This window comes from Paenalkalicoccus suaedae (genome assembly GCF_006965545.2).
Classification (GTDB): domain Bacteria; phylum Bacillota; class Bacilli; order Bacillales; family Salisediminibacteriaceae; genus Paenalkalicoccus; species Paenalkalicoccus suaedae.
The window spans coordinates 3,036,037-3,060,170 of record NZ_CP041372.2 but is presented as its reverse complement, the minus strand read 5'-3'; the positions used below and the strand labels follow the sequence as shown (position 1 = coordinate 3,060,170).

Here is a 24,134-nt window from a genome sequence, read left to right as displayed (position 1 = left end):
GCTGTTAATGTTGATGGGGGCGTAACTAGTCGAAGAGGACCGACATATACGTCAGCCCTCTTAATGAGTAAACTAGTTAGGAGGTCATGTCGTTTGAGCATTCAAACGAAGAAGTGATGTCATTTGCTGGTACAGGCTTTTGATAGTAATAGCCTTGTGCATATTGACAGCCCATTTTTTGCAAAAGAATGGCCTGCTCTAATGTTTCGACACCCTCACAAACTGTTTCCATATTAATTGTTTTAGCAAAATCAATAATGAGCTTCACAATCGCGGCGTCTTTCTCGCAGTCTAAAAGACTGTCTATAAAGCTTTTATCAATTTTAAGTGTATTAATTGGTAGCCTCTGCAAATACGTTAACGAGGATAAGCCAGTGCCGAAATCATCTAGTGCTATCGAGAATCCGATGGAGCGAAGCTCATCCAATGATTTTTCTGCTCTTTCGATGCTCTGCATCATAGATGTTTCTGTAATTTCAAATTCAATCTGAGATGGATTAATACTGTGGGCTCTAATGATCTCGATTAATCGTTTATTACTGTCCGGTATTTGAAAATGAGTCGGAGAGAGGTTAATGGCAATCTGATTAACAGAGTGCTTCTCCTCCTTCCATAATACTAGCTGCTCACATGATTGTTGCACGACGTATTCCGTTAATTGCATAATAAGTCCATGTCGTTCAGCCAGAGGTATAAACTCTCCCGGAGAAACAAAGCCGAGTTTAGCGCTATTCCACCTTGCTAGCGCTTCGACTTTGTGTACCTCTAGTGTCTCGAAGGAGACCTTTGGTTGATAAAATATGTCTATTTCTCCACGAAGAATAGCTAAACGAAGCTCTGTTAAAAGGATATCTTCACGTTGTTCAGCTTCTTTTTGCTCATCGTAAAACATAATATTGTTTATTGGATCACGTCTTGCTGCACGAAGAGCAATTTCGAGCTCCTTATGCAATTTTTGTAAATCTAATTCGTTTTTGTTGAGGTGTGTAACTCCACAATTTAATGTGATATCGATTTTTTCATCAGATTCAGGAAACTTATAGGTGAAATTTGATATCAATAGTTTAAGGTTAGCACGCAGTAGCTTAGGATCTAATTCCTTCATAAAAAATGTAAAGCGGCTTCCGTCGAGCTTGAATAATTTTGTTTGAGAGGAAGTACGGTCTTTAACGGTTTCGCCTAGACCGACTAGAATATCATCTCCTATATTCCCTCCATAGCTCTCATTAATTAAAGTAAAATCCTCAATATCTAAAATAATAGCAGACCCATAGTGTTCGATGTCTTTAGGTGATAGCTGATCAAAGCTTCGTCGATTTGGTAATCGTGTAATTGGATCACTATAGTGTAATGCCTCTGCCCATTTCTTTTCGTTTATAAGAATGAACTGCACGCCGATAAAAATAATGCCTGTAGCAAATAATGTAGTCGCGCCTAATATCGTATTATCTTGAACGGGAGTAGGCTGAATAAGGGAGACTAGATCCGGTGGGAGGCAAAACTCGGACCCGCTCATTCCTGTGTAATGCATGGATGAGATCGCTAGCCCCATCAAGACAGCAATACCAGAGCGAAGTGCTAGAGAATTTTTTCCCTTTGTAAAGGAAAATAAAAAGAGTGCAACAAATGATACGACGATTGCGATTGCAGAAGCGGTTGCTACATAACCTACATCATGCTCGATTACTCCAGCAAACGTAATCGCCCTCATACCTGCATAGTGCATCGCTACGATCCCAAGGCCCATTGTGATACCGGCGATGAGAATCTTTAATCTAGTAATCTTTGTTTTATGGATGACAAAAAACGCAATAAAGGAGGCAATAATTGCTGGAATGATTGATAGGGCTGTAAGAATCCAGTCATACGTTAGTGGTACGTATAATTGGAAAGCAGCCATACCAATAAAATGCATTCCCCATATAGAGACTCCCATCGTAAGAGCACCTATGGCGATCCACATATACGAACTTTTAGTCGTATCTTTTTGTGAAAGTCGGTTGTTGATTTCGATTGCAACAAAGGATCCGATAATTGCGACAAGGACAGAAAATACAACGAGTGGCCAGTTATACAGTGTATCAAGTACGAGTAGAGATGATTCCATTTAATAAGTCCTCCATAGTACGATCCTCATGTAAGGAGTAGTGTGTCAAATTTATAATCGATATTACATAACATGGTTGATTTAACCTATATAAAGCGTATCACGTTCACATAAGAATGGATAGATGATAGTGCTAAATATTCACGCTCAATATATACTTTCCCTGAAATAGTCCTATTAAACGTTTGAGATGACTTTTATTTTATGCTAAAAGTTGAATGGCCATCCCACTCATTCCAATGCCAAGCTTTTGGGCGGATAATTTAGCTTGATACATGAGCATATATTGATGATGATCGGTTATGGCTTTCGCAATATCGGTGTCACGGATCCTTGATTCAGCGTTTGTTGTTTGAAGAAGCATTGTTTGTGCTAAGCTACCTGCGTAGTTAAGTCGATTGTCGGTAGCACCTAATGTGCTTCGTCGATCAGATAGTTGAGATATAGAATGGTCTATTAACGAAAGTGCTGCCTGAGGATTAGAACGTAAGTCAATGGAAGCTAATCCAAGATCTTCGGACAAGCTAGAAGGAATAGATGTGGAGAGAATAGTTCCATTTGAACCTGCTGTTTGTTTGTTCGTAAAGGTTCCATCAAGTAAAGGTTGCGTGTTAAACTGGGTATTTCGACCAATAGAATCAATTGTTTCACGAAGTCCGTCAAACTCTCGCTGTAGGATACCCCGATCGGATTCAGTCAGCGTACCGTTGTTAGCTTGAACACTTAGTTGACGCATTCTTTGTAAAATGTCATGAGAGGAACCGAGCGCGCCGTCTGCAGTTCGGATTAACGACTGAGAGTCTGAAATATTGCGTGCCGTGACACTATTACCACGAATCTGGCTACGCATATTCTCTGAAATACCTAAACTAGCTGCATTTTGAGCGGCGCGAAAAAGACGGTCAGACGAGCTTATCTTAATCATGTTTTTATACAAGTCAACGTTGTTGCGAGTAGTACCTAGCATAAAAGAAGCGTTATTCATCATGATTGTCACTCCTTACCTAGTCTTTTTGTCACTTATATACCCAGCTGTGAGATAATATTACGTCTATTATACCTAGGATGGAAGGTGTGGTAAAGATTTAGCCACCGACTATCAAAATAATTTTCTGACTACAAAAATTCTTACTAATAGTCTCATCTGCCGTATACTAATGATAGGAGGTGGCACCGATGTGGAGATGGTTTAGAAATAGATCGCTTAAAAAGGATGAGGCAAAAACCCCGGAATCTATGATGGAGGATTTAGTGCTTACGCGCGAGCAAGAAATTGAGCAGCTTACCTTTACATTAAACCGCCAAACGGCTGCCGTGAAGCGGCTAGAGAAGCGAGTAGCGGAGACTGGTGATGAAGAGTTAAAAGCGCGCCTAAAGCATGAGAGAGAGCATCGACTTCGCATCTTAAAGCAAATTAAGACAGCGCGTGAAGAGGTAGCGAAATTAAAAGAAAAAAAACGTGACTTATTGTGAAACGTTGAGCTGTGTCAGTCGTAACTATATATAAGGAGTTACATATCTGACACTAATTTCATCAAAAGGAAAGGGGGAGCATCGAATGGAGATTGCAGGTATTCCGATTACGACGATTTATCTAACACTATTAGTCGTGGGTGTTGCACTGACGATTTTGTATATTTTTGTTGGAGAAGTGTTAGAAGGCATTTTAGATATAGGAGACGGGGCGATAAACCCTGTTACAGCGATAGGCTTTGTTACATTGCTTGGTGGTGCAGGATATATTTTAGAGCTCGTATTACCTATTTCAAGCGGACTTGTACTTGGTCTAGCATTTATTCTTTCTTCTATATTAATTGTACTTGTGAACTATTTTATCATTTTACCGGTAAAACGTTCGGAGAAGAATATGTCATTCTCCATTCGTGATCTGATTGGTCGAGTTGGCGAAGTGTATACGTCCGTGCCAGCGCATGGTTACGGAGAAGTAATTATTAGGCGTACACACGGTACGATTTCGAAGCCAGCCAAAAGCTTCGATGATGTTCCATTACCTGAGGGGACGAAGGTACTTATTGTCGACATCGATGAAGAGGGCGTGTTCCTTGTTTCTGAATATGAAGAAGAATGATAGGTAGCTTGATTATTTGTAAAGGAGAGGATACATATGGAAGCGATTATTATCGTAGGTATCGTGGTGGGTGTCGTCTTTTTAATGCTACTTGGCGTCTACTTTACGCGTTACCAGACGTCTGGGCCGAACGAAGCGCTGATTGTCACAGGTAGTTATTTAGGAAAGGGCAAAAACATCTCGGAGGACTCTGAAGGCAAGAAGATGAAGATCATCCGCGGTGGAGGTGCCTTTGTTGTACCTGTATTCCAACAGTACGCAAAGTTTAGCTTAGCGAACTACAGCCTAGATGTACGCACGAGTGGGGCGTACACGGAGCAGGGTGTACCTGTATCCGTTGATGGGGTTGCGATCGTCAAGGTCGGCTCTACGATGGAAGAGGTTGCAACGGCAGCCGAGCAATATTTAGGTAAAAATACTGCTGAATTCGAAGAAGAAGTGCAAGACGTTCTACGCGGTCACTTGCGTTCGATTTTAGGTTCGATGAGCGTAGAGGACATTAACAATAACCGTGAGCGTTTTAACCAAGAAGTACAGTCGGTTGCGTCACGTGACTTTAACAAGATGGGTCTTGAGATTAAATCCTTTACCCTTCAAGAGGTAACCGATGCGCAAGGCTACTTAGACTCTCTAGGTAAGCCACGTATTGCGGAAATCAAGCGTAACGCTGCGATTGCAGAAGCGGAGCGTAAGAAGGAAGCGCGTATTGAGAACGCTCGTGCCGAGCAGGAAGCAAAAGCGCAGGAATTAATTCGTGATACGGAAATTGCAAACTCGGAAAAAGAGCGCGAATTAAAAATTGCTCAGTATAAGCGTGAGCAGGACCAAGCGAAGGCCGAAGCAGACCAAGCTTACGAGCTACAGGCTGCCAAGTCGAAGCAGATGGTTACATCCGAGCAGATGCAAATCCAGATCATTGAACGTGATCGTCAGATTGAACTAGAAGAGCGTGAAATTGTACGTCGTGAGAAGCAGTATGACGCAGAAGTTCGTAAAAAAGCCGATGCGGATCGCTATGAGCAGGAGCAACGTGCAGAGGCAACGAAGGTTCAGCAAATGCGTGCTGCGGAAGCATCTCAGTACCAAATTGAAGCAGAAGCGAAAGCAAACGCGGACGCAGAGCGTTACCGCGGGGAATCAGAAGCATCTGTTATCCGTAACCGTGGTTTAGCGGAAGCGGAAGTTATTCGTCAGAAGGGTGAAGCGGAAGCCGAAGCGAAGATGAAGCTTGCGGAAGCTTACGAGCACTATGGCGAGGCGGCAAAGCTTGCGATGATCCTCGATATGCTTCCAGCGTATGCGAAGGAAATCTCTGCTCCACTAAGCGCGATTGACAAGGTTACTGTCGTGGACACAGGTGGATCAGGCAATGGCAAGAATGGTGGCGCAGGCAAGATGTCGAGCTATGTTACAGACCTTATGGCTACCCTGCCTGAGAATCTTAAAGCTGCATCAGGTATTGACGTGCAAGGTTTGTTGGAAAATCTATCCGGTGCACCTGAGAAGAAGGCTGTAAAGGTATCGGATGATGAGGAAGCTGGTTCTTCTGCGGAGGAAACAACGTCGACGGAAGAAAGCGTAAAGGAAGAAGCTCGTTAATAGAGTGAGTTTTTGATAGTGAAGCCGGAGGGAAGGGCCTGGAGTTTAGGGTCCTTTGCTTCGGTTTTTTTGTTTGCTGAGGTGTTTAAGTTTAAGATCAAGGTCAAGATCAAGGTCAAGATCAAGATCAAGATCAAGATCAAGATCAAGATCAAGATCAAGATCAAGATCAAGATCAAGTGCGGTCACCTTTCGGTGCCCCTGCGCTCTGGGGCGTCTTTCCTGAGGCGCTAGTTCAACTATGTCAGCCGCCCACGGGTCGTCTGACAGGATTTTCACCTACGCGAAAGAATCCTCTAGGAGTCCGCCCCGTCGCTCCGGGGCACCTGCGGTTACGGTGTAAATCACCTATTAAATATGCCTATTTTGTTAGATGACGAGGCGTTAGAGTTTGCCTCGCTTTTTAAGATCGAATAGAAGTAATTCGTATTAAAGGAGTGGTATGTCGGAAAAGAAGTAAGTCTCAAAGTGGGAGAAGTAATGCGGAAGTTGCTAGAACAAACGCGGAACGGGCGAGAAGTAACGTACATAATAGTGGAAGTAATGCGGAAAAAGAAGTAAGCCGCAAAATGAGAGAAGTAAGGTGGAAGTTGCTAAAACAAACGTGGAACGGGCTAGTAACAGCACGGAAGTTGGTTCAAGTAGGTCGTAAAAGAGAAGCAACCGGAGCCTGGCAGTAGTATGACGCATGTAAGGAGAAGTAACACAGAAATGTGTACAAATTAAAGCATACAAATAAAAGCATCACATCTCTTCGCACAGTAAGTGAAGAGGTGTGATGCTTTAGCGTTCGCAAAGTCCACAAAGTCTGAGGTCTTAGTTAACTCTCAATACGCGGCCTTTGCCCCAGTCTACTGGTTGGCCGAGTGATTCTGCTATGAATCGAACGGGGACGATAGTTCGTCCATTGACGGCTGTCGCGGGGACATCTAGCTGTACTTGCTGATCATCTATGTATGCCGTTGTGGAGCCAAGCGTCAGCTTGACGGAGCGGTTTTCCACTGCTCCGTTGTCCTGACGAATAGCTCCCATTACGTGAATAGATTTAGCTTGTGGGTCGTACGAAACCTGAACGCCTAGCTGTTCAAACAGCTCTCGTACAGGGACTAACAAGCGGTTGTGTTGCATAACTGGTTTTTGTGAATTAAAACGCAGTAGCTGACTATTGACCGTTACGTGCATCAGCTGATCCTGTGTTTTAAAGACCGATTCGCCAATGTGAGAAAGTGCCACATAACGATTGCCGTTATACATAAATCCGTCAACGCCGTTCAATGGACGATTAACTCCATTTTGTGAGCTTGGTAATTTGATAGGATCAATCGTAATTGGTGTCTTACCTTCATCCCTGTTAGAAGCGCGCGTGATTGCTGTTTGCATCATTGTGCGAGTGTCAGAATAACGTGACTCACGCTCTCCTCGAAGGACAACGGACACGTAAGTATTACCATTCGTTTCAGCAAAGCTGACTAAGTTAAAGCGAGACGCGCTCGTATAACCCGTTTTTCCTCCTGCAATAAATGGAGCAAAGTGTGGTGACTCGGAGCGTTGCTGATGATTAGTTGTGCGCCACGTGCGAATGACAGGTGCGCCGCTCGCATTGCGATAGCTTGCCGTATATGATGGCGTGCTCATGATTCGTTTAGCAGCGTCATACTCGAGTGCGGCAAACATCACGCGTCCAATATCCGCTGACGTGGAGTAGTGGTTCGGATGATGATAGCCGTGTGGATTCGTAAAACGAGTACCTGTCATGCCTAGCTCCTGCGCTTCACGATTCATCAGCTGAACAAAGTTTGAAACGCTACCGCTAATATGCTCGGCAACTGCCATAGCAGCATCGTTACCTGATGGAAGCATGAGACCGTAGAGTAGTTGCTCTAGCGTCATGCGGTCACCGGGGCGGACGTTTGCTTTAGAGCTATCATTAGGAACGCTCGTTACGGCATTGGATAAGACGACGGTATCAGATAAATTCCCATATTTAAGTGCAAGATAGAGTGTCATTACTTTTGTTGTACTAGATGGATACAGGCGAACGTTTGTATTTTTACTGTACATCACATTTTCCATACTATTCTCAGCGATAAGAGCACCTTGAGCCTGCACGCGTAGGTTAGCGGCAAGGCGATCAGAGGACTCATTGACCGTTTGCTTCGGCATGAATGGTGTGAGTGGTGCAGCTCCATCGCTAATTCTAAACGAATGCAAATCATCCGTATTAATGTAAGAAACGCCGTTGAAGGTGATCATCGGGTTAGTTGCTAAAATCTTTTGATTGTCTGATTGAATAAAATACGGCTCAACGTCTGCACGAATGTTGGAAGAAGCGAATGCCTCACTTGGAAGGAAGAGGCTAACTGCTAAAATCCACAGGATGACTGAAGAAAAAATCCGCTTTGCATGCATAAATGAACTCCTTTTAAATTAGTTTGTAATGATAACAGTAGAAGTTGACTGCTCCCAATGGACGTCCGCTCCTAATAGTTCAGAAACAAATCGAATTGGTACCATCGTACGGTTGTCGATCATATTCACTGGAGAATCGATCGTAGCTCGCTCTCCGTTCACATCAACGTTAGTTTGATAAAGCGGAAGCTTCATCGTCACACCATCACCATAAATGGTAGCGGTGCGAGAAGCCTGATCCCAATCTACAGTTGCCCCTAAATTTTCGACCACACCACGAACGGGTACAAGCGTCCGACCATCTAACACAACAGCGCCAGGCTGAGCGGTGTAAGGGACGTTATTGATCGTTAGGTTAGCAGGGCGAACAGTTTGGCGTAGGCGATTTAGGTACGTGTTATGGCTTTGCTGCGCTACATATAGACCGACCTCGCGATTTTGATTCCAAATAGCAGGATAGAGGCTAAGTGGTACATGGGTATTCCCGACATACGGAGCAAGCTCAGGCGTGAAAGCAGGCTTTTTATACGTGTTGATAAACCAGTCCGTGTAGCCACCGCCAGAGTAAGAGCCGTGCTGCCCCATCAAACGATAGCCGGTCAACAAGCTGATCGCTCGAGCGTGGACACGATCACGTGATAGCTGAGCACCGCGCTGGTTGTAGTGCCAAAAAAGGATTTGTCCACTACTGTGGTAGGACACGGCCATCTCAGGTCGTACTCGCTCCGTCAGTCGAATAACTGCCTGAGTCTCAAGCTCAGAGTGAGGCGCAGTCCCACGATGATTTTCGTGAGAAGGGAAGCCCGGGTCATTCGGTATTGTGGTCCAGCCAGCGTTAAACTGTCTATTTAAATCAACCCCACGAGCGTTTGCCTTCCAGCGCTTAAAATCACGACTCCCACCATTCATACGAATTATGCTAGCGTGATTAGCGCTCGGAAAAGCCTCAAGACCGCGCTGCTGCAAGGTTACACCATCCGGATTCATCATCGGCACAAACCAAATCTTATGGTGATCCAGCACCTGCCGAACGTGATATCGCCCTATAGAAGAATTACTCGAGTAGGCACGCGCATACTGATCGATCATATCCATCGTCAAATTCGTCGATATCCACTCGCGGGCGTGATTCGAGCCATTAATATAGCTCGTCGACAGCCCCTTCCCGACAGAAACCGCATAGATGTTCCTCCCATAAGCAGTGGTACCTATAACCTCGACAGATATCAGATCAGGATAGCGCTCCTCAAGTCGCTGCAAATCCTGCTGCATAATCTCGTATGTATACACTTGGTTTGGGTTAACAATCGCAGACGCCTGCGCGTCATCACTAGTAAATAGAAAGAAGAGGAGTAACGTAACGATGGCCGTACTTATGTAAAGAAGTTTATGACTCATACATTCCCTCCCTGTAAATGAATTCCTAATCCAAGTGTACAGAATTGTGAGAGAAAAGAGTAGTAGTTTAAGAGAATTTTACATGACATTTTGATTACATGGTAGGATAATGCTCAACAATGATTGGGTGATGGTACATAGAGGGGCCGGAGGTGAGGTCTATTTGCTAATTGACGTACTAGATTCTGGTAGGATTATGCATATGTTGACTAATTACAGTATCCCGAGAGCTGATTGCCAGGAGTGCCATCTAGTTACAACCTAAATTGCCTAACTGCCAGCATTTAAAGCCTCTTTTGTAAAGCTTTATAACAGTTTGTGATAACTCTATCGTGCGAACGTAAAGCTAAACTGTGCGAACGGAAAACTGAACTATGTGAACGTAAAACTAAACTGTGCGAAAGGAAAACCGCACCGCGCGAACGGAAAACCACCCAATAAAAAACGCGAGAGCCAGCAGCTTCGTCCCAAGCTGCCGGCTCTCGCGCATCTATCTACCTATCTACCTTACTGAACTGTCCACGTATAGAGGAAGTATAAAATCTTTGCAGACTGTTCACGAAGTGCAACACCACGTGGGTCTAGCATGTTACGGTCGTCGCCTTCAAAAATACCTAGTCCAACTGCAGCTGAGAAGGAATCACGTGCAAACGCGCTAATGTCATTTGCATCGTCAAACGCAAGCTCAACCGTTGTATCAGGCATATCATCTGTTAAATATTGATACACACGGACTGCAAGGACAGCCATTTCTTGACGAGAAATTACGTCGTTTTGGCGGAACGTTCCATCTTCATAACCAGTTACAAGTCCTGCTTCGTAAAGGGCAGCTACTTCTGCTCCTAGTTCACCAGTTAAATCTAGTGGTAAGTCTCCACCGCTAAACTCTAAGTCTAGCACTCGGCTAATCAATGCGCTGAACTGCCCACGCGTTGTTTCGGCCTTAGGAGAGAAGGTAGTTGCAGATGTACCGTTGATATGTCCAGCCTGATAAAGTGCATCGATGTAAACGAATGCCCAAGACTCTTCGTCTACGTCAGCGAATGGGAATGGTGCTGGCTCGATTGGCGTCTCGTCCTCACGCTCATCGATATTCTTCACTTGAATGCGACCCTCTGTTGCATCGTAATCAACCGCACCCTCAGCGTCCATCAAATACTCGATGTAAGAGAACATCGCGCCTACAACTGGACCTGATAATTCAGAAACAAGGGTAGAGTCACTAAAGTCATAGCCGTCTCCACCTTCGTACATGAAGTTATTAATCGCGATTGTGTACGTGCCAGTTGGAAGAATTGGCTCACCGTCAACGAATAGATCAACGTCCTCGTAGCCACCTTCGTCATCTGTGTAAACAATATATTCTAAACCAGAAGTCTGTAAGTCTATTTGGTTACCAAAACTATCTGCACTTCTAGTGAAAGAGTGAGGGAAGATATCCTTCAACGCTTCACCAGTCATTTCAATAATCGTAATTTCGTTGTTAAATGGTTCTGTTGTGTAAATACTTTCAGCAGTGATATCTCCAGCTGCGATATTCGCACGAAGTCCACCGTTATTTGTTAAAGCAATGTCTGTCTCTGCATCAAAACGCATCGCGTCTGTCCAGAAGTTACCTAAAGACACGTCCATTTCCCAGCGAGCATCACGGTTTAAGCCAGTGTTTGTCACACCAACTACCTCAGATAAAAGCTCATCAGTAGCAGTTTCATATCCTTGTACTAATGCATCAACCTCTTCATTGATTAGGCTTTCGTCAATGTCAGCAACAGGCTGAAGGTATCCGTCTACAGATACGTCACCAGTAGCCTTATCAAGCTCAAGCGTGACGTGACCTACGTTACGAGCGTCTCCACCAGTTTGTACGATTGGTGTACCGTTAACCACTTCAGGCTCTTGAAGCGCTGTGTGAGAGTGACCACCAATGATTAAATCAAAGATATCAAACTCTTCCGCAAGCTCGCGGTCTGCACTCATACCGATGTGATTTAACGCGATTAGAATGTCTACTTCGTCGCGAAGATAGGAATACTCTTCAACTGTATCTGCATAATCCATAAACTCAATGCCAGCATATCCTGATGGGCGGGTAGCTGGAGGATTTTGCGTAATACCTAGTACACCGACAGAAACATCGCCGAACTCATAAATTTCGTAAGGTTCAGGTTGCTCAATTGCAATAGATTCATCGACAACATCCATGTTTGCTGCGATCCATGGGAAATCAGATTCAGCATTACGTGCTGCAAAAGCGTCTTGACCGTAATCGAATTCATGGTTACCAATAGTCATAAGATCAAGGTTCATCGCATTTAATAGCGTTACCATTGGCTCGCCTTCTTGTAGATCGACGACTGGACTTCCACTGAAAATATCTCCAGCATCAAGATAAAGATCGTGCTCCGCTTCGTCGCGCACAGAGTTAATGAACCCTGATACCTTACCGAAGTTTGCAATCTTCGCGTGCATGTCATTCGTGTGTAGCACATCTAATGTAAACGTTTGATCATCCGCTGCTGCTGGGTTAGCAGCTAATAAACTTAGCGGAAGAAGCGCTGCAAGCGCTACCTTTGTAGCATGCTGTTTCATGTGTACATCTCCCTTAAATATGTATTTTTATGTGATTGTGTCACACTACTAGCTTACGTAATAACCTAATTGAAAGCAATGACCATTCTGGAAATGGAAAGAAAGGTTAGTGTTATTCCCATAAATGAACCAAAATTTCGCTTTACGAAGGACAGTGTCTAGGTCAATTATACTATGTGAAGGTTTGGTGCGCGGAATGTAGATTCGATCGCGCAAGTTAAAGCTGCGATTGCACGAAAAGTAGCATCGACTGCGTAAGTTGAGTAGGCAACCGCGCGAAAAGCGGCGTCGACTGCGCTAGCAAGAAAAAACTGCGCAAGTTAGAGGAAGAACTGCGTAAGTTGAAGCGTCAATCGCGCGAAAGTAAGGGTCAACCGCGCGATAAAGCAGTCGAACTGCGTAACGTGGAAAAAACTGCGCAAGTTAGAAGAGGAACTGCGTAAGTTGAAGCTCGGATCGCGCGAAAGAAGGGAGCAACCGCGTGAAAATCGGCACGGACTGCGCAAGAAGAAAAAAACCGCGCAAGTAGAGCAAGCCTCACACAAAAAGGCCGAGACAACATGAAATTCTCGTTGTCTCGGCCTCTCTCGTGCTATTACTTTATTCAGCGTTTATTAATTCATTTACGTAATACGTCACTTTTGCTGTTTGATCACGTAATGCATAACCGAGAGGTTGTACCTGCGTTTCTGTCATACCGCCGATAATTCCTAGCTCAACGGCTGTTTGTACACTCTCGCGAGCATAAGGGCTTATTTGGTCTTCGTCCGCAAACGTTAGTGCAGATCCAACTGGGAGCTCATCCGCTACTGCATAGTCTAGCGCACGAATCGCCATCACAGTCATCTCCTGACGAGATATTACCACATGTTGACGGAACGTACCATCCGGATATCCTTCGACAATCCCAGCTTCTACTAAAGCAGCGATCTCTGCACCGATATCCCCTCGTAGATCAAGTGGAAGATCTGCTCCATCAAACTCTAGATCCAACAAACGGCTTAACATAGCAGAGAACTGTCCACGAGTTGTTATTCCTTTTGGAGCAAACATCGTTTCTGACATACCATTGATGATCCCATCAGCATGTAAGGACTGGATGTACGCATAAGCAAAGTTAGATGTTGGCACATCGATGAACGGGAAATCGACAGGTGCAGGTACTTCTGGAGTCTCGCGCTCATCGGCTGGGAAAATCCCGATACGGTTCTCACCAGCTTCGTCATAATTGACTTCGCCATCTAACTCTTCAATGTATTCAAACATGGCTTGCGTAACAGGTCCAGCAAGCTCTTGTATTAACGTAGAATCAGTGAAATCGTAGCCTGATCCACCCTCGTACATAAAGTTGTTAAGCGCAACCGAATATGTTGCTGTCAAATCAAGTGGCTCGCCGTCGCGGAATAGATCAATATCAACAAGCTTACCGTCATCATCGACGTACACGATATAAGCAAACCCGGAAGCCTGAAGATCAATCGAATCCGATCGATTGAAGGAATAGATTAAGACTTCTTTAAATGCCTCACCAGTCATCAAAATTTCAGTCACTTCATTATTAAACGGCTCGACCGTATAAATATCATTCGCAGTAAGCTCACCGGCAGGAATGGATGCGCGCAGACCGCCATTATTTGTCACAGCAAAATCAGCATCTACTGCATGGCGCATCGCGTCTGTCCAAAAGTTACCTAAAGACGTATCGCGATCATAACGAGGGTCACGGCTCAAGCCAGTCTCTGTCGTACCAACAACTTGGAAGAGTAGCTCCTCAGAATCACTAATGTACGTCTCGACCATCGCAGCAACTGACGCGTTTACTTCCGTAATCTCGTCAACCGGCTGTAAGTAGCCGTCTACCGTCACGTCACCACTAGCCTGATCAATCTCCACTGTCACGTGCCCAACATTCTCTGCGTACCCGCCCGTTTGGAAAATAGGAGTACCATTAACGATTTCAGGTTCAGTAAGGGTCGTATGAGAGTGCCCTCCGATAATTGCGTCAAAATGATCAAATTCCTCGGCAATACGCTGATCCGCACCGAATCCAACGTGCGTCAGTGCAATGAGGATATCCACTTCATCGCGTAAGTAATCATATTCTTCGATAGTGTCGGAGTAATCAGCGAATTCAAGACCTTCTACTCCAGCTGGACGAGTTGCTGGAGGGTTTTGCGTCAATGATAATACGCCGACAGAAATATCATCAAACGTAAAGATCTCATACGGATCTGGTTGCTCAATTGGAATAGTAGGATCTGTTACGTTTGTATTGGCTGACAGCCAAGAAAAGTCCGCTTCTGCCTGACGGGCAGCGTAAGCTTCTTGCCCATAATCAAATTCATGATTCCCAATCGTCATCGCTTCAAGACCCATTTCGTTAAGTAGGGTGATGATCGGCTCACCTAGAGGTAAATCGACAACCGGGCTACCGCTAAAAATATCCCCAGCGTCTAGGTATAGAGAGTGGTCCGCTTCTTCTCGAACACTATCAATAAACCCAGAGACCTTTCCAAAATCCGTGATCGTTGCATGTAAATCATTCGTATGTAAAATGTCGATGCTGAGCGTATCCTCCTCAGCAAGTACGTTCGGCGCAAGCACCGCGCCGAGTGTCAAAAGTGATGCAGCAGTTAATGCGGTCTGTTTAAACATCCTTTCACTCCTTCAAGAAAATAATTGGGGACAATTGCCACCTTCCTTAGCCTATCGAAATAAATGAATGGCAACAATGAACCTTTTGGAACATTTTTTGTTAGGAGAAATTTATAATTTGTTTATATTTAGGCAACAATCTACATAAAATTCAAACATTTATTTAATCAAGTGCAAGCATAGTCAGAGCATAAACACCTGAAGAACACTATTGGAACGGAAGCTCAGAAGGGTTAATGAAGTAGTAAAAATTCAGAGGAGTGTAAAGTGGGTTTTTATGTACTAAATTGGTATAAAAGGGTGTTAATTAATGTTTAGATGAGAAATTGGAGAATGATTTAGACGAGTAAATGGATGATGTACATTTTATGTTCCGCGGCGTGCATTACCACCATGCTGGTGTGAATTCTACATCGCGCCGTCTGCATTTCCACCTCGTTCGTGTGCAAAATGTCACAGGCCTCACACAAACAAAAAGAAGAGGGAGCTCAATTCTCCCTCTTCTTTCATTTCAATCACACTATTTTCTGTCCAAAAAAATCCTACTCCGAATGCTTCTCTTTATACGGAATTTTCTTAGGAGAAGCTCCGAAGAATGTCCACGCTCCTGGAATGTACTTCATCGACAATCCGACGATGATCCACGGGATTGCTAAGGCAGATACAAATCCACCTACTACCCAGGCGTGATACACCATTGGGTTACTGCCTGGATCAATCATGCGATAGAAGTAAAGGACGAGTGGGTGAGAAATATACACACCAAATGACACAACACCTAAATGAATCAACGAATTGACCATAAAGCGTGGCCACTTTGCGTACACGACATATGCGACCTGTAAGATAACTAAAGCAGTCGGCAACGTGTGCAAATTCCATAACAATGTATAAATACGGGAATCAACAATTGCATCCTGCGTACGCACGATATACCAAAGATATACGTGAGCAGAAGCGGCAGCAGCCCAAAAGATCCATAGAGGGAACCAAAACAAAGCTTTCTTTGTAAAGAGTTCTTCTTTTTTGACCTTAAAGTAGCCAACAAAGCGGTCGTAGTAGATTCCGAGATAAGCACCTAGGAAATAGTAGCTCGTATACCAGATTGCTAGGTTACCAGGAGTCGTGTTGCGTAAATAGAGGTTGTTATAAATAACAAACGACCACTGAATCACGATCCCGAGCCAAAATAAGTTTTTAGCAATAATCGGCCACTTTTTAAATGCCCACAAAAATAGCGGGAATAGGAGGAAGAACTGCACGCTAATAAAAACAAAGTATAAATGCGTCCATGCGTTTCCTGTCATGATGTCATTTAACAGCTCACCCGCCATGTACCGAATCGAATCAGCCGAGTTATTCGTATACGCGTTAAGCGCAAAATAAATCGTCGAAAAAATGATATAAGGGATTAAAATATAAAGTAATCGCCTTACGTAGAAATTTTTAACAAGCTTTTTTGTTAACGGTCGATGATAATAGTTATAGAAGAGTACGAAGGCACTTAGAAAGATAAATGTTGTCGTACCAATCTTAAAAAACGTATTTAAAAAGTTATACGTAGACCAATATCTCGAGCCTTGATCGAGCTGGAACACAATAAATGACGTAGCGTGCACGATAATAACACCAATGATGGCGATGGCACGTACGACGTAAAGTTCGTCTATTTGCTGTCGTTTGAGCATACAATGATCTCCTTCTGTAAAGCATTTGACTCTGTATCATTATAGTACACTTGCCACTAGTTTCAAGACGAAAAAGGGAGGAACACCATAATGAGGACAAAATACATAGCAATCATTCTTGTACTAGCTACTATTTTAGTGCCAGGAGCTACCCATGCACAAAGCTTTACAGACATCAATCCTACGCAATTTTACTCCCACGAGATCGAGGTGTTCCGCACACTTAATCTTTCGCAGGGTTACCCAGATGGCACCTTTCGTCCAGACAACTCGTTAACTCGGGCTGAGGCAGCTGTCTTCTTCGAACGTGCACTCTCTCTGCCACCTGCCACAGGCACGACTCATTTTTCTGACGTTGATAAAACGAGCTTTGCCTATGACGCTATTCAGCGCGCGAGGTCTGCAACTATCATTGAGGGCTTTCCAAACGGAACATTCCAACCAAACGAGTCCTTAACGAGAGGGCAAATGGCAATTATGCTAGCTCGCGCCTATTCGCTCGAAGCAACAGATGCGGCTTTCATCGACGTACCAAGCAACCACTATGCCAAGGGTGCTATCGACCAGCTCGCAGGCTCTCTCATTACAAACGGTTACCCTGACGGCACGTTTCGCCCGAACACCACGGTTACACGGGGCGAATTTGCCGTCATGCTCATCCGCGCGATCATTTTTGATACAGCAGGAGAAGAGAGGATAGCTCGGACTGCGCAGGAGCTACGCGCAACGATTCCAACACTTACTGGCGATTGGGCGGAGCGCACCACAATCGAGCGCGCCCAGGCGTTCTACCGCACGCATCCAAAACTTACTCCTTATCTACCCGACCTTTCTCTGGCAGAAACAACGTTAGAGCTCCAAAAGCAAACAAAGCTTGCTCCACTTACACGAACACTTGAAGGAGACTATACATCTGGTAGATGGACTGAGAAGCTATTTAGCTATGAGGCACGTTTTGCAGCAAATGGATATAGAGGTCAAGGAGACGAAGATTTTGTCTTTGTGAAAGGAAGCGAGGATTCTCGCATACTCATCACGGCCCCACATGCAACCTCTCACATTAGAGAAGGTGCACCGAAGATTTCAGAGGGCTATACAGGCGCAATAGCTTTATTGTTACACGAATACACGGGTGCCCATATCCTTTATATAGCTCGCGAGTCTATCGATCCGAACTACTATAACAACATTCCATTTAAAGAAGAAATGCGACGCATAGCGGTGGATGAAGGTATCGATCTTGTTATAGACTTGCACGGTGCTGCAAGGGAGCGTGATTTTGATCTAGATGTGGGCACGGACGGTGGCGAGCTGATCAATCAGGGCGAAGTCTTGTCTCTCTTCGATGCAATGGCTCGTTACGACATTTCGAATGTTGGCGAAAACCTGCTATTTACAGCTGGAGGATCGGCTAATATCGCAAACTTTTCGAAGAATGAACTAGGAATAGAAGCGATGCAATTGGAGATAAACCGTCAGTTCAGAGAACCGCGTGTGACAGTCGATCCAACCTATCGCATGTTTGCTGCACTTGCGACCTATGTCACACTATACAAGTAAATCCACGCTATTTTAAAGCTTTTTCTGTATGAATGTGTAAAATTTTAAGGTTTTTAGGGACAAAAAATAGTTTAAGTGGTATTATAGTCTTAGTCTTATTTTCTGGTGGATGGAGGTGATTGTATGAATCGAGGAGAATCGTTTATTCATGAGCGGAATCAGCTAGTATTACTCTTGCTTACCGGCTTTCATTTAGCATATTTTATTACGACTGCTATCACGAGGGAATGGGAAATGGTCTATCCATTATTGACGATCCCAGCCTATTTAGTCGTTGGTTTTTTAATAGCAAATCGATTTGCGGTTAGGCCAACGATGTATTTAATGATCATCACTTACTTTACTAGTTTTATGTTTGTTATCGTCCAGTCCCACTCTATTTTATCTATTATCTTTTTATGGCTTGGCATGCTCGTTAGCTCCTTATACCACCAAAAAAGAGTGATTATCGTCGCGAGTTCGTTAGTGACGCTTTTGTTAACTGCTTCCTTACTAGTCAGTCCTATATCCATTTCATCTCAGTCTGCGCTTCATGTTTATATGTATTTGCTCTTATTCACATTATCTTTATTTACATTTTTACTTGTGCAGGCATCGAATACAAATACGATGTGGCTTCAGTATGATCAGAGTAAACAGCAGCTATCTTATCTGCTAGATAGTGCTGCGATTGTTACCTATTCATACGATATGGAATTGAAGCAACATGACGTCACTTCTGGCTTAAACCAGTTCATTAATTTCCCCAATATCGAAAAGTCAGATAGTCCAATTCTGTGGCGTCAGTTTATCCATGAAGAGGATAAAGGCTTTATGCGCTTGATTGAAAAGGATGTGTTAAAAGGGTTAACGAGAAATGTCGAGTTTCGGTTAATCGTGCCTGGTAAGCCTATCATGTGGATGTCCGCTAAGTATTTTCCCATTATAGAAAAGGGCAAGGTCCGCTTATCGAGACTTGAGGGTGCCATGATTGATATTACAGAGAGAAAGCTAGCAGAAGAAAAAATTGAGTTTTTGGCATTCCACGACTCGCTAACAAAGCTCCCTAATAGACCTTCGTTTTACCGATATGTGAAAGGGAGGCAACAAAGTAAGTCATTTAAGGCTGAGCACGCATTTATTGTGTTTATCGACTTAGATTCGTTTAAGCAAATTAATGATCGCTACGGGCATATTACAGGCGATCGTTTGCTTGAGAAGACGGCGAGACGTCTGGAGAAAAAGACCGGTAATAGTGGCATGGCTTGTCGCCTCGGGGGAGACGAATTTGTTTTATATTTAGAGAAGGATGAAGCGCGGTCTATAGAAGGAATTATTTCGGATTTGCATACTTCTATGACAAAGCCCATTCATGTAGATGATCACATGTTTACATTAACATTGAGCATAGGAGTCACGCAGTTTAGCTCGAGAAAAGAAACGATCGATGATTTAATTTCGCAAGCTGACCAAGCCATGTATGAAATTAAACATGATGGCAAGAATGGTGTGAAGCTATTTTGCAATGTGTAACAAGGGCTAAGGCTTTCTGTTTAAAAATTAAATGGTATAATTGTGAGAACGGTGAATTTATGCCATAGCACAGGAGGTTCTAATGAAAAAAATCTTTGTTATACTAAGCCTATTATTTTTTGTGTGGCGCTACATAATTCCTGCTTTCTTAGCGAAAGAACCAAATAAGGCCTTAGCTCCAGAGAAATATGAGGAGGAGCCCGTAAACAACGTACCGGAAAGCGATGAGGCTCCTAAGAATGAAGTAGTAGAGAAAGTGAAAGAAGAGGGACTGGTGAATATTAACGAAGCCTCTCTAGACGAGCTATTGCTCATTACAGGAGTAGGTCAGGATCTTGCAGAGAAGATCCTTGCATGCAAAGAAGAAGTTGGCTCCTTTAAAGGGGAAAAAGATTTGCTACAGGTAAAAGGAATCGGAGAAAAGAAGCTTGAACAAATGTCAGGCTCTTTTACGCTATAGTAGCTAGTACCATTTTTAGAGCTCTCATTCATGAGGGCTTTTTTCTATGGGGATGGGGGTGTGAAGTCCATAAGTTTGGGATGGAGAACATAACTCAGTAGAGAAAGGACGTTAAGTCCATATCTTTGGAATGCGGAACATAACTTCTAAATAAAGAACATAATTTCCCAAAAATAAACAACCTACCACTCTAAAATCACTTTTCACCTCTAAATCCACGCAACTACTAGGATATATTAAACCTCTTGACCCATAAATTGAACCAACGGCCATTATTTCTAACCGTAAACTCTAAAATCCATGAAACTAGTTTTTTCTTAACCGGCTCTTTATTCACATTTGTTAGATCTATAATTACATATTAGTAAATAAATAGGAACAACAGTAAATCTTTCATTAGTAGATAAAAAGAATGAAACAACCGAGCAGGTAGCCCTTACATCTTGTTGACATTAACATAGATTAATAGTGTACAAGGGTTATTTGGTAATAAATGCTTATTACGTAGTTCTTAAAGTAGGTAATTGCTCATAATTGAGTGGTGATATGTCATTTTTTCTAACAGAATACTTAAAAACATAGGAGAAAGGGATGAAAAAAATGTTCGAATGAGGTGCAAAAATAAAAGCTTTCGGGTATACTAACTGTAACGAGATCACCTCATATTTTGCTTACAAAACCACCATGGAGACGGGAGTCTTAAAACAGTGTTTCGTTGTAAGCGAGAAAGTTTTATTATTCATGCTACTCGTACTTCCTCTGTTCATGAGGCAGCCCTTAAGGGAGTTTACGAGTATCATGCAAAGCAAGTTTGCTAGACGTTCTTTATTTCGAACAATTCTTTTTGTCGTTGTTGCTTTAGTTTGGTTCCTACCTGTTCAGGACATTTTGGAGCAAAATAGCTATGAGGTAGATTCAAGGGTATTGGCAGCTGAATCGGTTACGTTAAATGGTGGACGTATCGAGAATGCTCGCACATTAATTCCATTTCGATCGATATTCGAAGAAATGGGAGCTGAGGTTGCATGGAATGACCGCACAAGAACCGTTACTGCTAAAAGAGGAAACTCGGAAATTGTTCTTACGATCGATTCACGATCAGCAGTAATCAACGGAAGTGCCGTCACGCTAGATGTAGCACCTCAGATTTTTGGTAATTCCACGTATGTGCCACTTCGATTCGTATCAGAATCATTTGGCGCAGAGGCAAAATGGGACACGTCGACCCGAGTAGCAACTGTTATTGATGAAGGCAAACGTATTAATGTTACTATTGGCACCCCATCTACGCCAACTAGTAATCAGCAAGCATCAGGCAATGTGAACAGACCGCCCGCATCGTCTACTACGATTCAAGTTTCCGGAATTGCGCTAGGAGATTCAGCATCTAAAGTTACGCAAAGTCTAGGACAGCCAGTTCACGTTTCAACAAGTGAGTATGGGTTCCAATGGCACACGTATCATCAAAACTATCGCGAGTTTCGTATGATCGGCATCCAGCAAGGAAAGGTTGTCGCTCTTTATACAAACAGCAATCATTTATCTACCCCGGAAGGTGTTCATATCGGGCAAACGAAAACGCAGGTAAGGCAGCGTTTAGGCACGCCAGCTACTTACATCCTAAAGGGCAACTCTCGCTATCAACAGCGACAGTCTGATGAATTTGAGCTATATCAAGTGGATAATGGTTATATGACTGTCTTTTATGACCTGCACCTCTCAGGTGGGCATCAGGTTACAGCTGTTCAAGTCATTGATAAGAGCGTAGAAGAGAGTCTTCGTGCACATTATGGCACAGGCAATCAAACGCTCAGACAAGGCTTTACAAGGCAGCTGTTCGATCTTATCAATTCAGATCGAGTTAAGTTTGGACTAGCTCCATTAACATTAAATAATCAAGTGTCCTCTGTTGCGTTGGCTCACAGTACAGATATGGCAAACCGTAGCTACTTTAGCCATACGACGCCAGAAGGCCTATCTCCTTTTGACCGTATGCGCAAAGCCGGTCTTACTTACTATACTGCTGGCGAAAATATTGCAACAGGACAGTCAAGCTCGATATTCGCACACCAAGGTTTAATGAATTCAGCGGGTCACCGCCGCAATCTATTAAACAGCACATTTAAAGAGGTTGGCGTTGGAGTTGCATTCTCTTCAACAGACCGCCCTTACTACACACAAAAGTTTTATACAAAGTAATGATTTTGACCCGTACCTATTCTAGTGCGGGTCATTTTGCTATGGATAAAGTGGTGGTAGTGCGGTTACTAGAGCCGGTGTGGTCAACAGTAGCGACCGTGCTATCAATAAGAAAGTAGTAGCGATCAACAACGAGGAAGTAACGGTTAATAAGAAGAAGTGCGGTCAATAAAGTAGAGACATTCCTATTCACTCTCAATGGAGCGTTAATTCACAATAAATTTAATAGAACCCAAAATATGCGGTTATCTAGTAATAAAAAGAGGTACGTAACATATACATAGTTTGTGTTAAACAAGCGCTAACATCTTCATCTGTAAGCAAAGAATATCCTCTTTACTATTCTTCACTTTAGGATAAAACTTCTCCTTATACCATAATATACCTGAATTTTCAGTAAAATTAATGCATAAAACACGAAAAAAGCAATAAAAGTTTCATTTTTGTAACAAAAGGGTAACATTACTGTATTAAGAACGTCATAATTAATAGAAACATACACAATTGATTCATTTACATCTATTGAATTACACATTTGCAAGGAGGGGACGAGAAATGAAAGCATTTATTGGGACAATTTTTGCAGCTCTACTATTGGTAATGGCAACGCCGGTTCAAGCAGAAGAAATATCTTACCTATTTAATGGAGAAGAAAACTCTGACATCGCGGAGAACCTATACATATCTGAAAACCGAGTTTTCGTTCCACTCCGAGCAATTTTTGAAGATTTAGGCGCAAGTGTTTACTGGATGAAAGAAGATGCCTCTGTTTACGCCCAAAAAGGTGATACATCCGTGACAATGTGGACATCTAAAAAAGATGCATATGTAAGCGGAAGTTACTTACAGCTAGATGTTAACCCACAGATGAAAGACAATCACGTTTATGTGCCGCTTCGGTTCGTATCAGAAGCATTTGGAGCAGACGTGAAGTGGGATGCAGAGAATCACCAGGTTTCTATCACAGAGAAGTCAGGTACAACTCCGATTGATACATCTGCTGAGCAGAATCTAAAAGACATTCAAACAAGCGAGCTGTTTGACTGGGTGCCTGCTTGGCCTGGCGATGCTCTTCCGTCGCATCAGCCGGATCATTCGTTTAAAAGCTCGTATCCATTTACTTGGAACGTATACATGCAGGAGCATAGCTCGTTTTATCAGCTAGGACATCGCAACGGTCAAATTGACGCTATTTTTTATCCATCAACTGTCGAAAATGGGGCAGGGAATGCGACCAGAGAGCAAGTACTAGCACAGCTGGGTGAGCCAAAACGTTGGATGGTCAAGAGTGGGCTACACTACAATTACGGAGCAGACCCGACGTGGGATTTCTTCGAAGTAAAGGGAATGTACGTCACAGTATTTTATGATGTGCACGAAGCAAATAAAGTAGTGGGAATTCAAGCAGTGAAAAAATCTGTTGAGGATCAAAGCACAGGATTTTACGGGGTATTTAAGCCGGAGCTCCGTGAAAGCTATGAGCAACAGCTGTTTTTACTGACCAATATGGAGCGTGAAAGACAAGGGATCAAGCCACTAACATGGCACGAATCCTCTCAAGTTGTCGCTCGTGCGCACAGTGAAGACATGGCGACGAATCAGTACTTCTCTCATACAAATTTAAAGGGAGAGTCTCCGTTCGATCGCTTACGCAACCACGATATCCTTTTCCAAAATGCTGGTGAAAACTTGGCGAGACGCCAAATGAGCCCAATTCACGCTCACTTTAACCTGCTAGAGTCAAAAGGACACCGAGATAATATGCTTCAAGGAAACTTCCGCGAGACATCCGTCGGCGTTGCATTTGAAGACGGCAAACCGTATTTTACACAAAAGTTTATTACGAACTATTCGTTTATGAAGTAAGAA

The 24,134-nt window shown here is 43.4% G+C and carries 16 protein-coding genes; 8 read left to right on the top strand and 8 right to left on the bottom strand.

All coding sequences use genetic code 11. The features are described 5' to 3' along the window. Positions 1-76: 76 nt before the first annotated feature. Positions 77-2,107, bottom strand: coding sequence for a putative bifunctional diguanylate cyclase/phosphodiesterase (locus FLK61_RS16145; RefSeq protein ID WP_176010390.1), 2,031 nt, complete (start codon positions 2,105-2,107; stop codon positions 77-79). Between the two features lie 202 nt (positions 2,108-2,309). Continuing rightward, positions 2,310-3,095, bottom strand: a complete 786-nt coding sequence (locus FLK61_RS16140; protein WP_176010389.1) for a flagellin — start codon at positions 3,093-3,095, stop codon at positions 2,310-2,312. Positions 3,096-3,283: 188 nt separating this feature from the next. Here FLK61_RS16140 and FLK61_RS16135 point away from each other — a divergent pair, with 188 nt between their 5' ends. The 3 genes from FLK61_RS16135 to floT all read left to right on the top strand — a co-directional run bounded on the left by FLK61_RS16135 (position 3,284) and on the right by floT (position 5,795). Continuing rightward, positions 3,284-3,580 carry a hypothetical protein gene (locus tag FLK61_RS16135; RefSeq protein WP_176010388.1) on the top strand — a complete coding sequence of 99 codons (297 nt, stop codon included), beginning with the start codon at positions 3,284-3,286 and terminating at the stop codon, positions 3,578-3,580. Positions 3,581-3,665: 85 nt separating this feature from the next. Then, the gene (locus FLK61_RS16130; protein ID WP_176010387.1) at positions 3,666-4,196 is read left to right on the top strand and encodes an NfeD family protein; all 531 of its coding nucleotides are present in this window, start codon (positions 3,666-3,668) and stop codon (positions 4,194-4,196) included. Positions 4,197-4,232: 36 nt separating this feature from the next. Beyond that, a complete protein-coding gene (gene floT / locus FLK61_RS16125; protein WP_176010386.1) occupies positions 4,233-5,795 on the top strand; it encodes a flotillin lipid rafts scaffold protein FloT in 1,563 nt (520 codons plus the stop codon). Positions 5,796-5,840: 45 nt separating this feature from the next. On the opposite strand, the gene FLK61_RS16120 is transcribed toward floT, so the two are convergent. The 6 genes from FLK61_RS16120 to FLK61_RS16095 all read right to left on the bottom strand — a co-directional run bounded on the left by FLK61_RS16120 (position 5,841) and on the right by FLK61_RS16095 (position 16,534). After that, positions 5,841-5,984 (bottom strand): hypothetical protein, encoded by a 144-nt coding sequence (locus tag FLK61_RS16120; protein ID WP_176010385.1) that lies wholly within the window; start codon positions 5,982-5,984, stop codon positions 5,841-5,843. Between the two features lie 627 nt (positions 5,985-6,611). Beyond that, positions 6,612-8,204: a stalk domain-containing protein gene (locus tag FLK61_RS16115; protein ID WP_176010384.1), complete on the bottom strand. Its 1,593-nt coding sequence runs from the start codon at positions 8,202-8,204 to the stop codon at positions 6,612-6,614. Between the two features lie 18 nt (positions 8,205-8,222). Continuing rightward, positions 8,223-9,602 carry a M14 family zinc carboxypeptidase gene (locus FLK61_RS16110; protein ID WP_176010383.1) on the bottom strand — a complete coding sequence of 460 codons (1,380 nt, stop codon included), beginning with the start codon at positions 9,600-9,602 and terminating at the stop codon, positions 8,223-8,225. 507 nt (positions 9,603-10,109) lie between these two features. After that, a complete protein-coding gene (locus FLK61_RS16105; protein WP_176010382.1) occupies positions 10,110-12,191 on the bottom strand; it encodes a 5'-nucleotidase C-terminal domain-containing protein in 2,082 nt (693 codons plus the stop codon). Between the two features lie 600 nt (positions 12,192-12,791). Then, complete coding sequence (locus FLK61_RS16100; protein WP_176010381.1) at positions 12,792-14,846, bottom strand: 5'-nucleotidase C-terminal domain-containing protein; 2,055 nt, start codon at positions 14,844-14,846, stop codon at positions 12,792-12,794. 542 nt (positions 14,847-15,388) lie between these two features. Further along, complete coding sequence (locus FLK61_RS16095; protein ID WP_176010380.1) at positions 15,389-16,534, bottom strand: acyltransferase; 1,146 nt, start codon at positions 16,532-16,534, stop codon at positions 15,389-15,391. Positions 16,535-16,624: 90 nt separating this feature from the next. Between FLK61_RS16095 and FLK61_RS16090 the strand changes: the two genes are divergently transcribed. The 5 genes from FLK61_RS16090 (at position 16,625) to FLK61_RS16070 (ending at position 24,131) form a co-directional block, all read left to right on the top strand. Continuing rightward, positions 16,625-18,094, top strand: coding sequence for an S-layer homology domain-containing protein (locus FLK61_RS16090; protein ID WP_176010379.1), 1,470 nt, complete (start codon positions 16,625-16,627; stop codon positions 18,092-18,094). A gap of 123 nt (positions 18,095-18,217) precedes the next feature. Next, positions 18,218-19,606: a GGDEF domain-containing protein gene (locus FLK61_RS16085; RefSeq protein ID WP_176010378.1), complete on the top strand. Its 1,389-nt coding sequence runs from the start codon at positions 18,218-18,220 to the stop codon at positions 19,604-19,606. Between the two features lie 82 nt (positions 19,607-19,688). Beyond that, positions 19,689-20,066 (top strand): ComEA family DNA-binding protein, encoded by a 378-nt coding sequence (locus FLK61_RS16080; protein ID WP_176010377.1) that lies wholly within the window; start codon positions 19,689-19,691, stop codon positions 20,064-20,066. Between the two features lie 798 nt (positions 20,067-20,864). Next, the gene (locus FLK61_RS16075) at positions 20,865-22,265 is read left to right on the top strand and encodes a CAP-associated domain-containing protein (RefSeq protein WP_176010376.1); all 1,401 of its coding nucleotides are present in this window, start codon (positions 20,865-20,867) and stop codon (positions 22,263-22,265) included. A 555-nt stretch (positions 22,266-22,820) separates the two neighbouring features. Next, the gene (locus FLK61_RS16070; RefSeq protein WP_176010375.1) at positions 22,821-24,131 is read left to right on the top strand and encodes a stalk domain-containing protein; all 1,311 of its coding nucleotides are present in this window, start codon (positions 22,821-22,823) and stop codon (positions 24,129-24,131) included. Positions 24,132-24,134 lie beyond the last annotated feature (3 nt).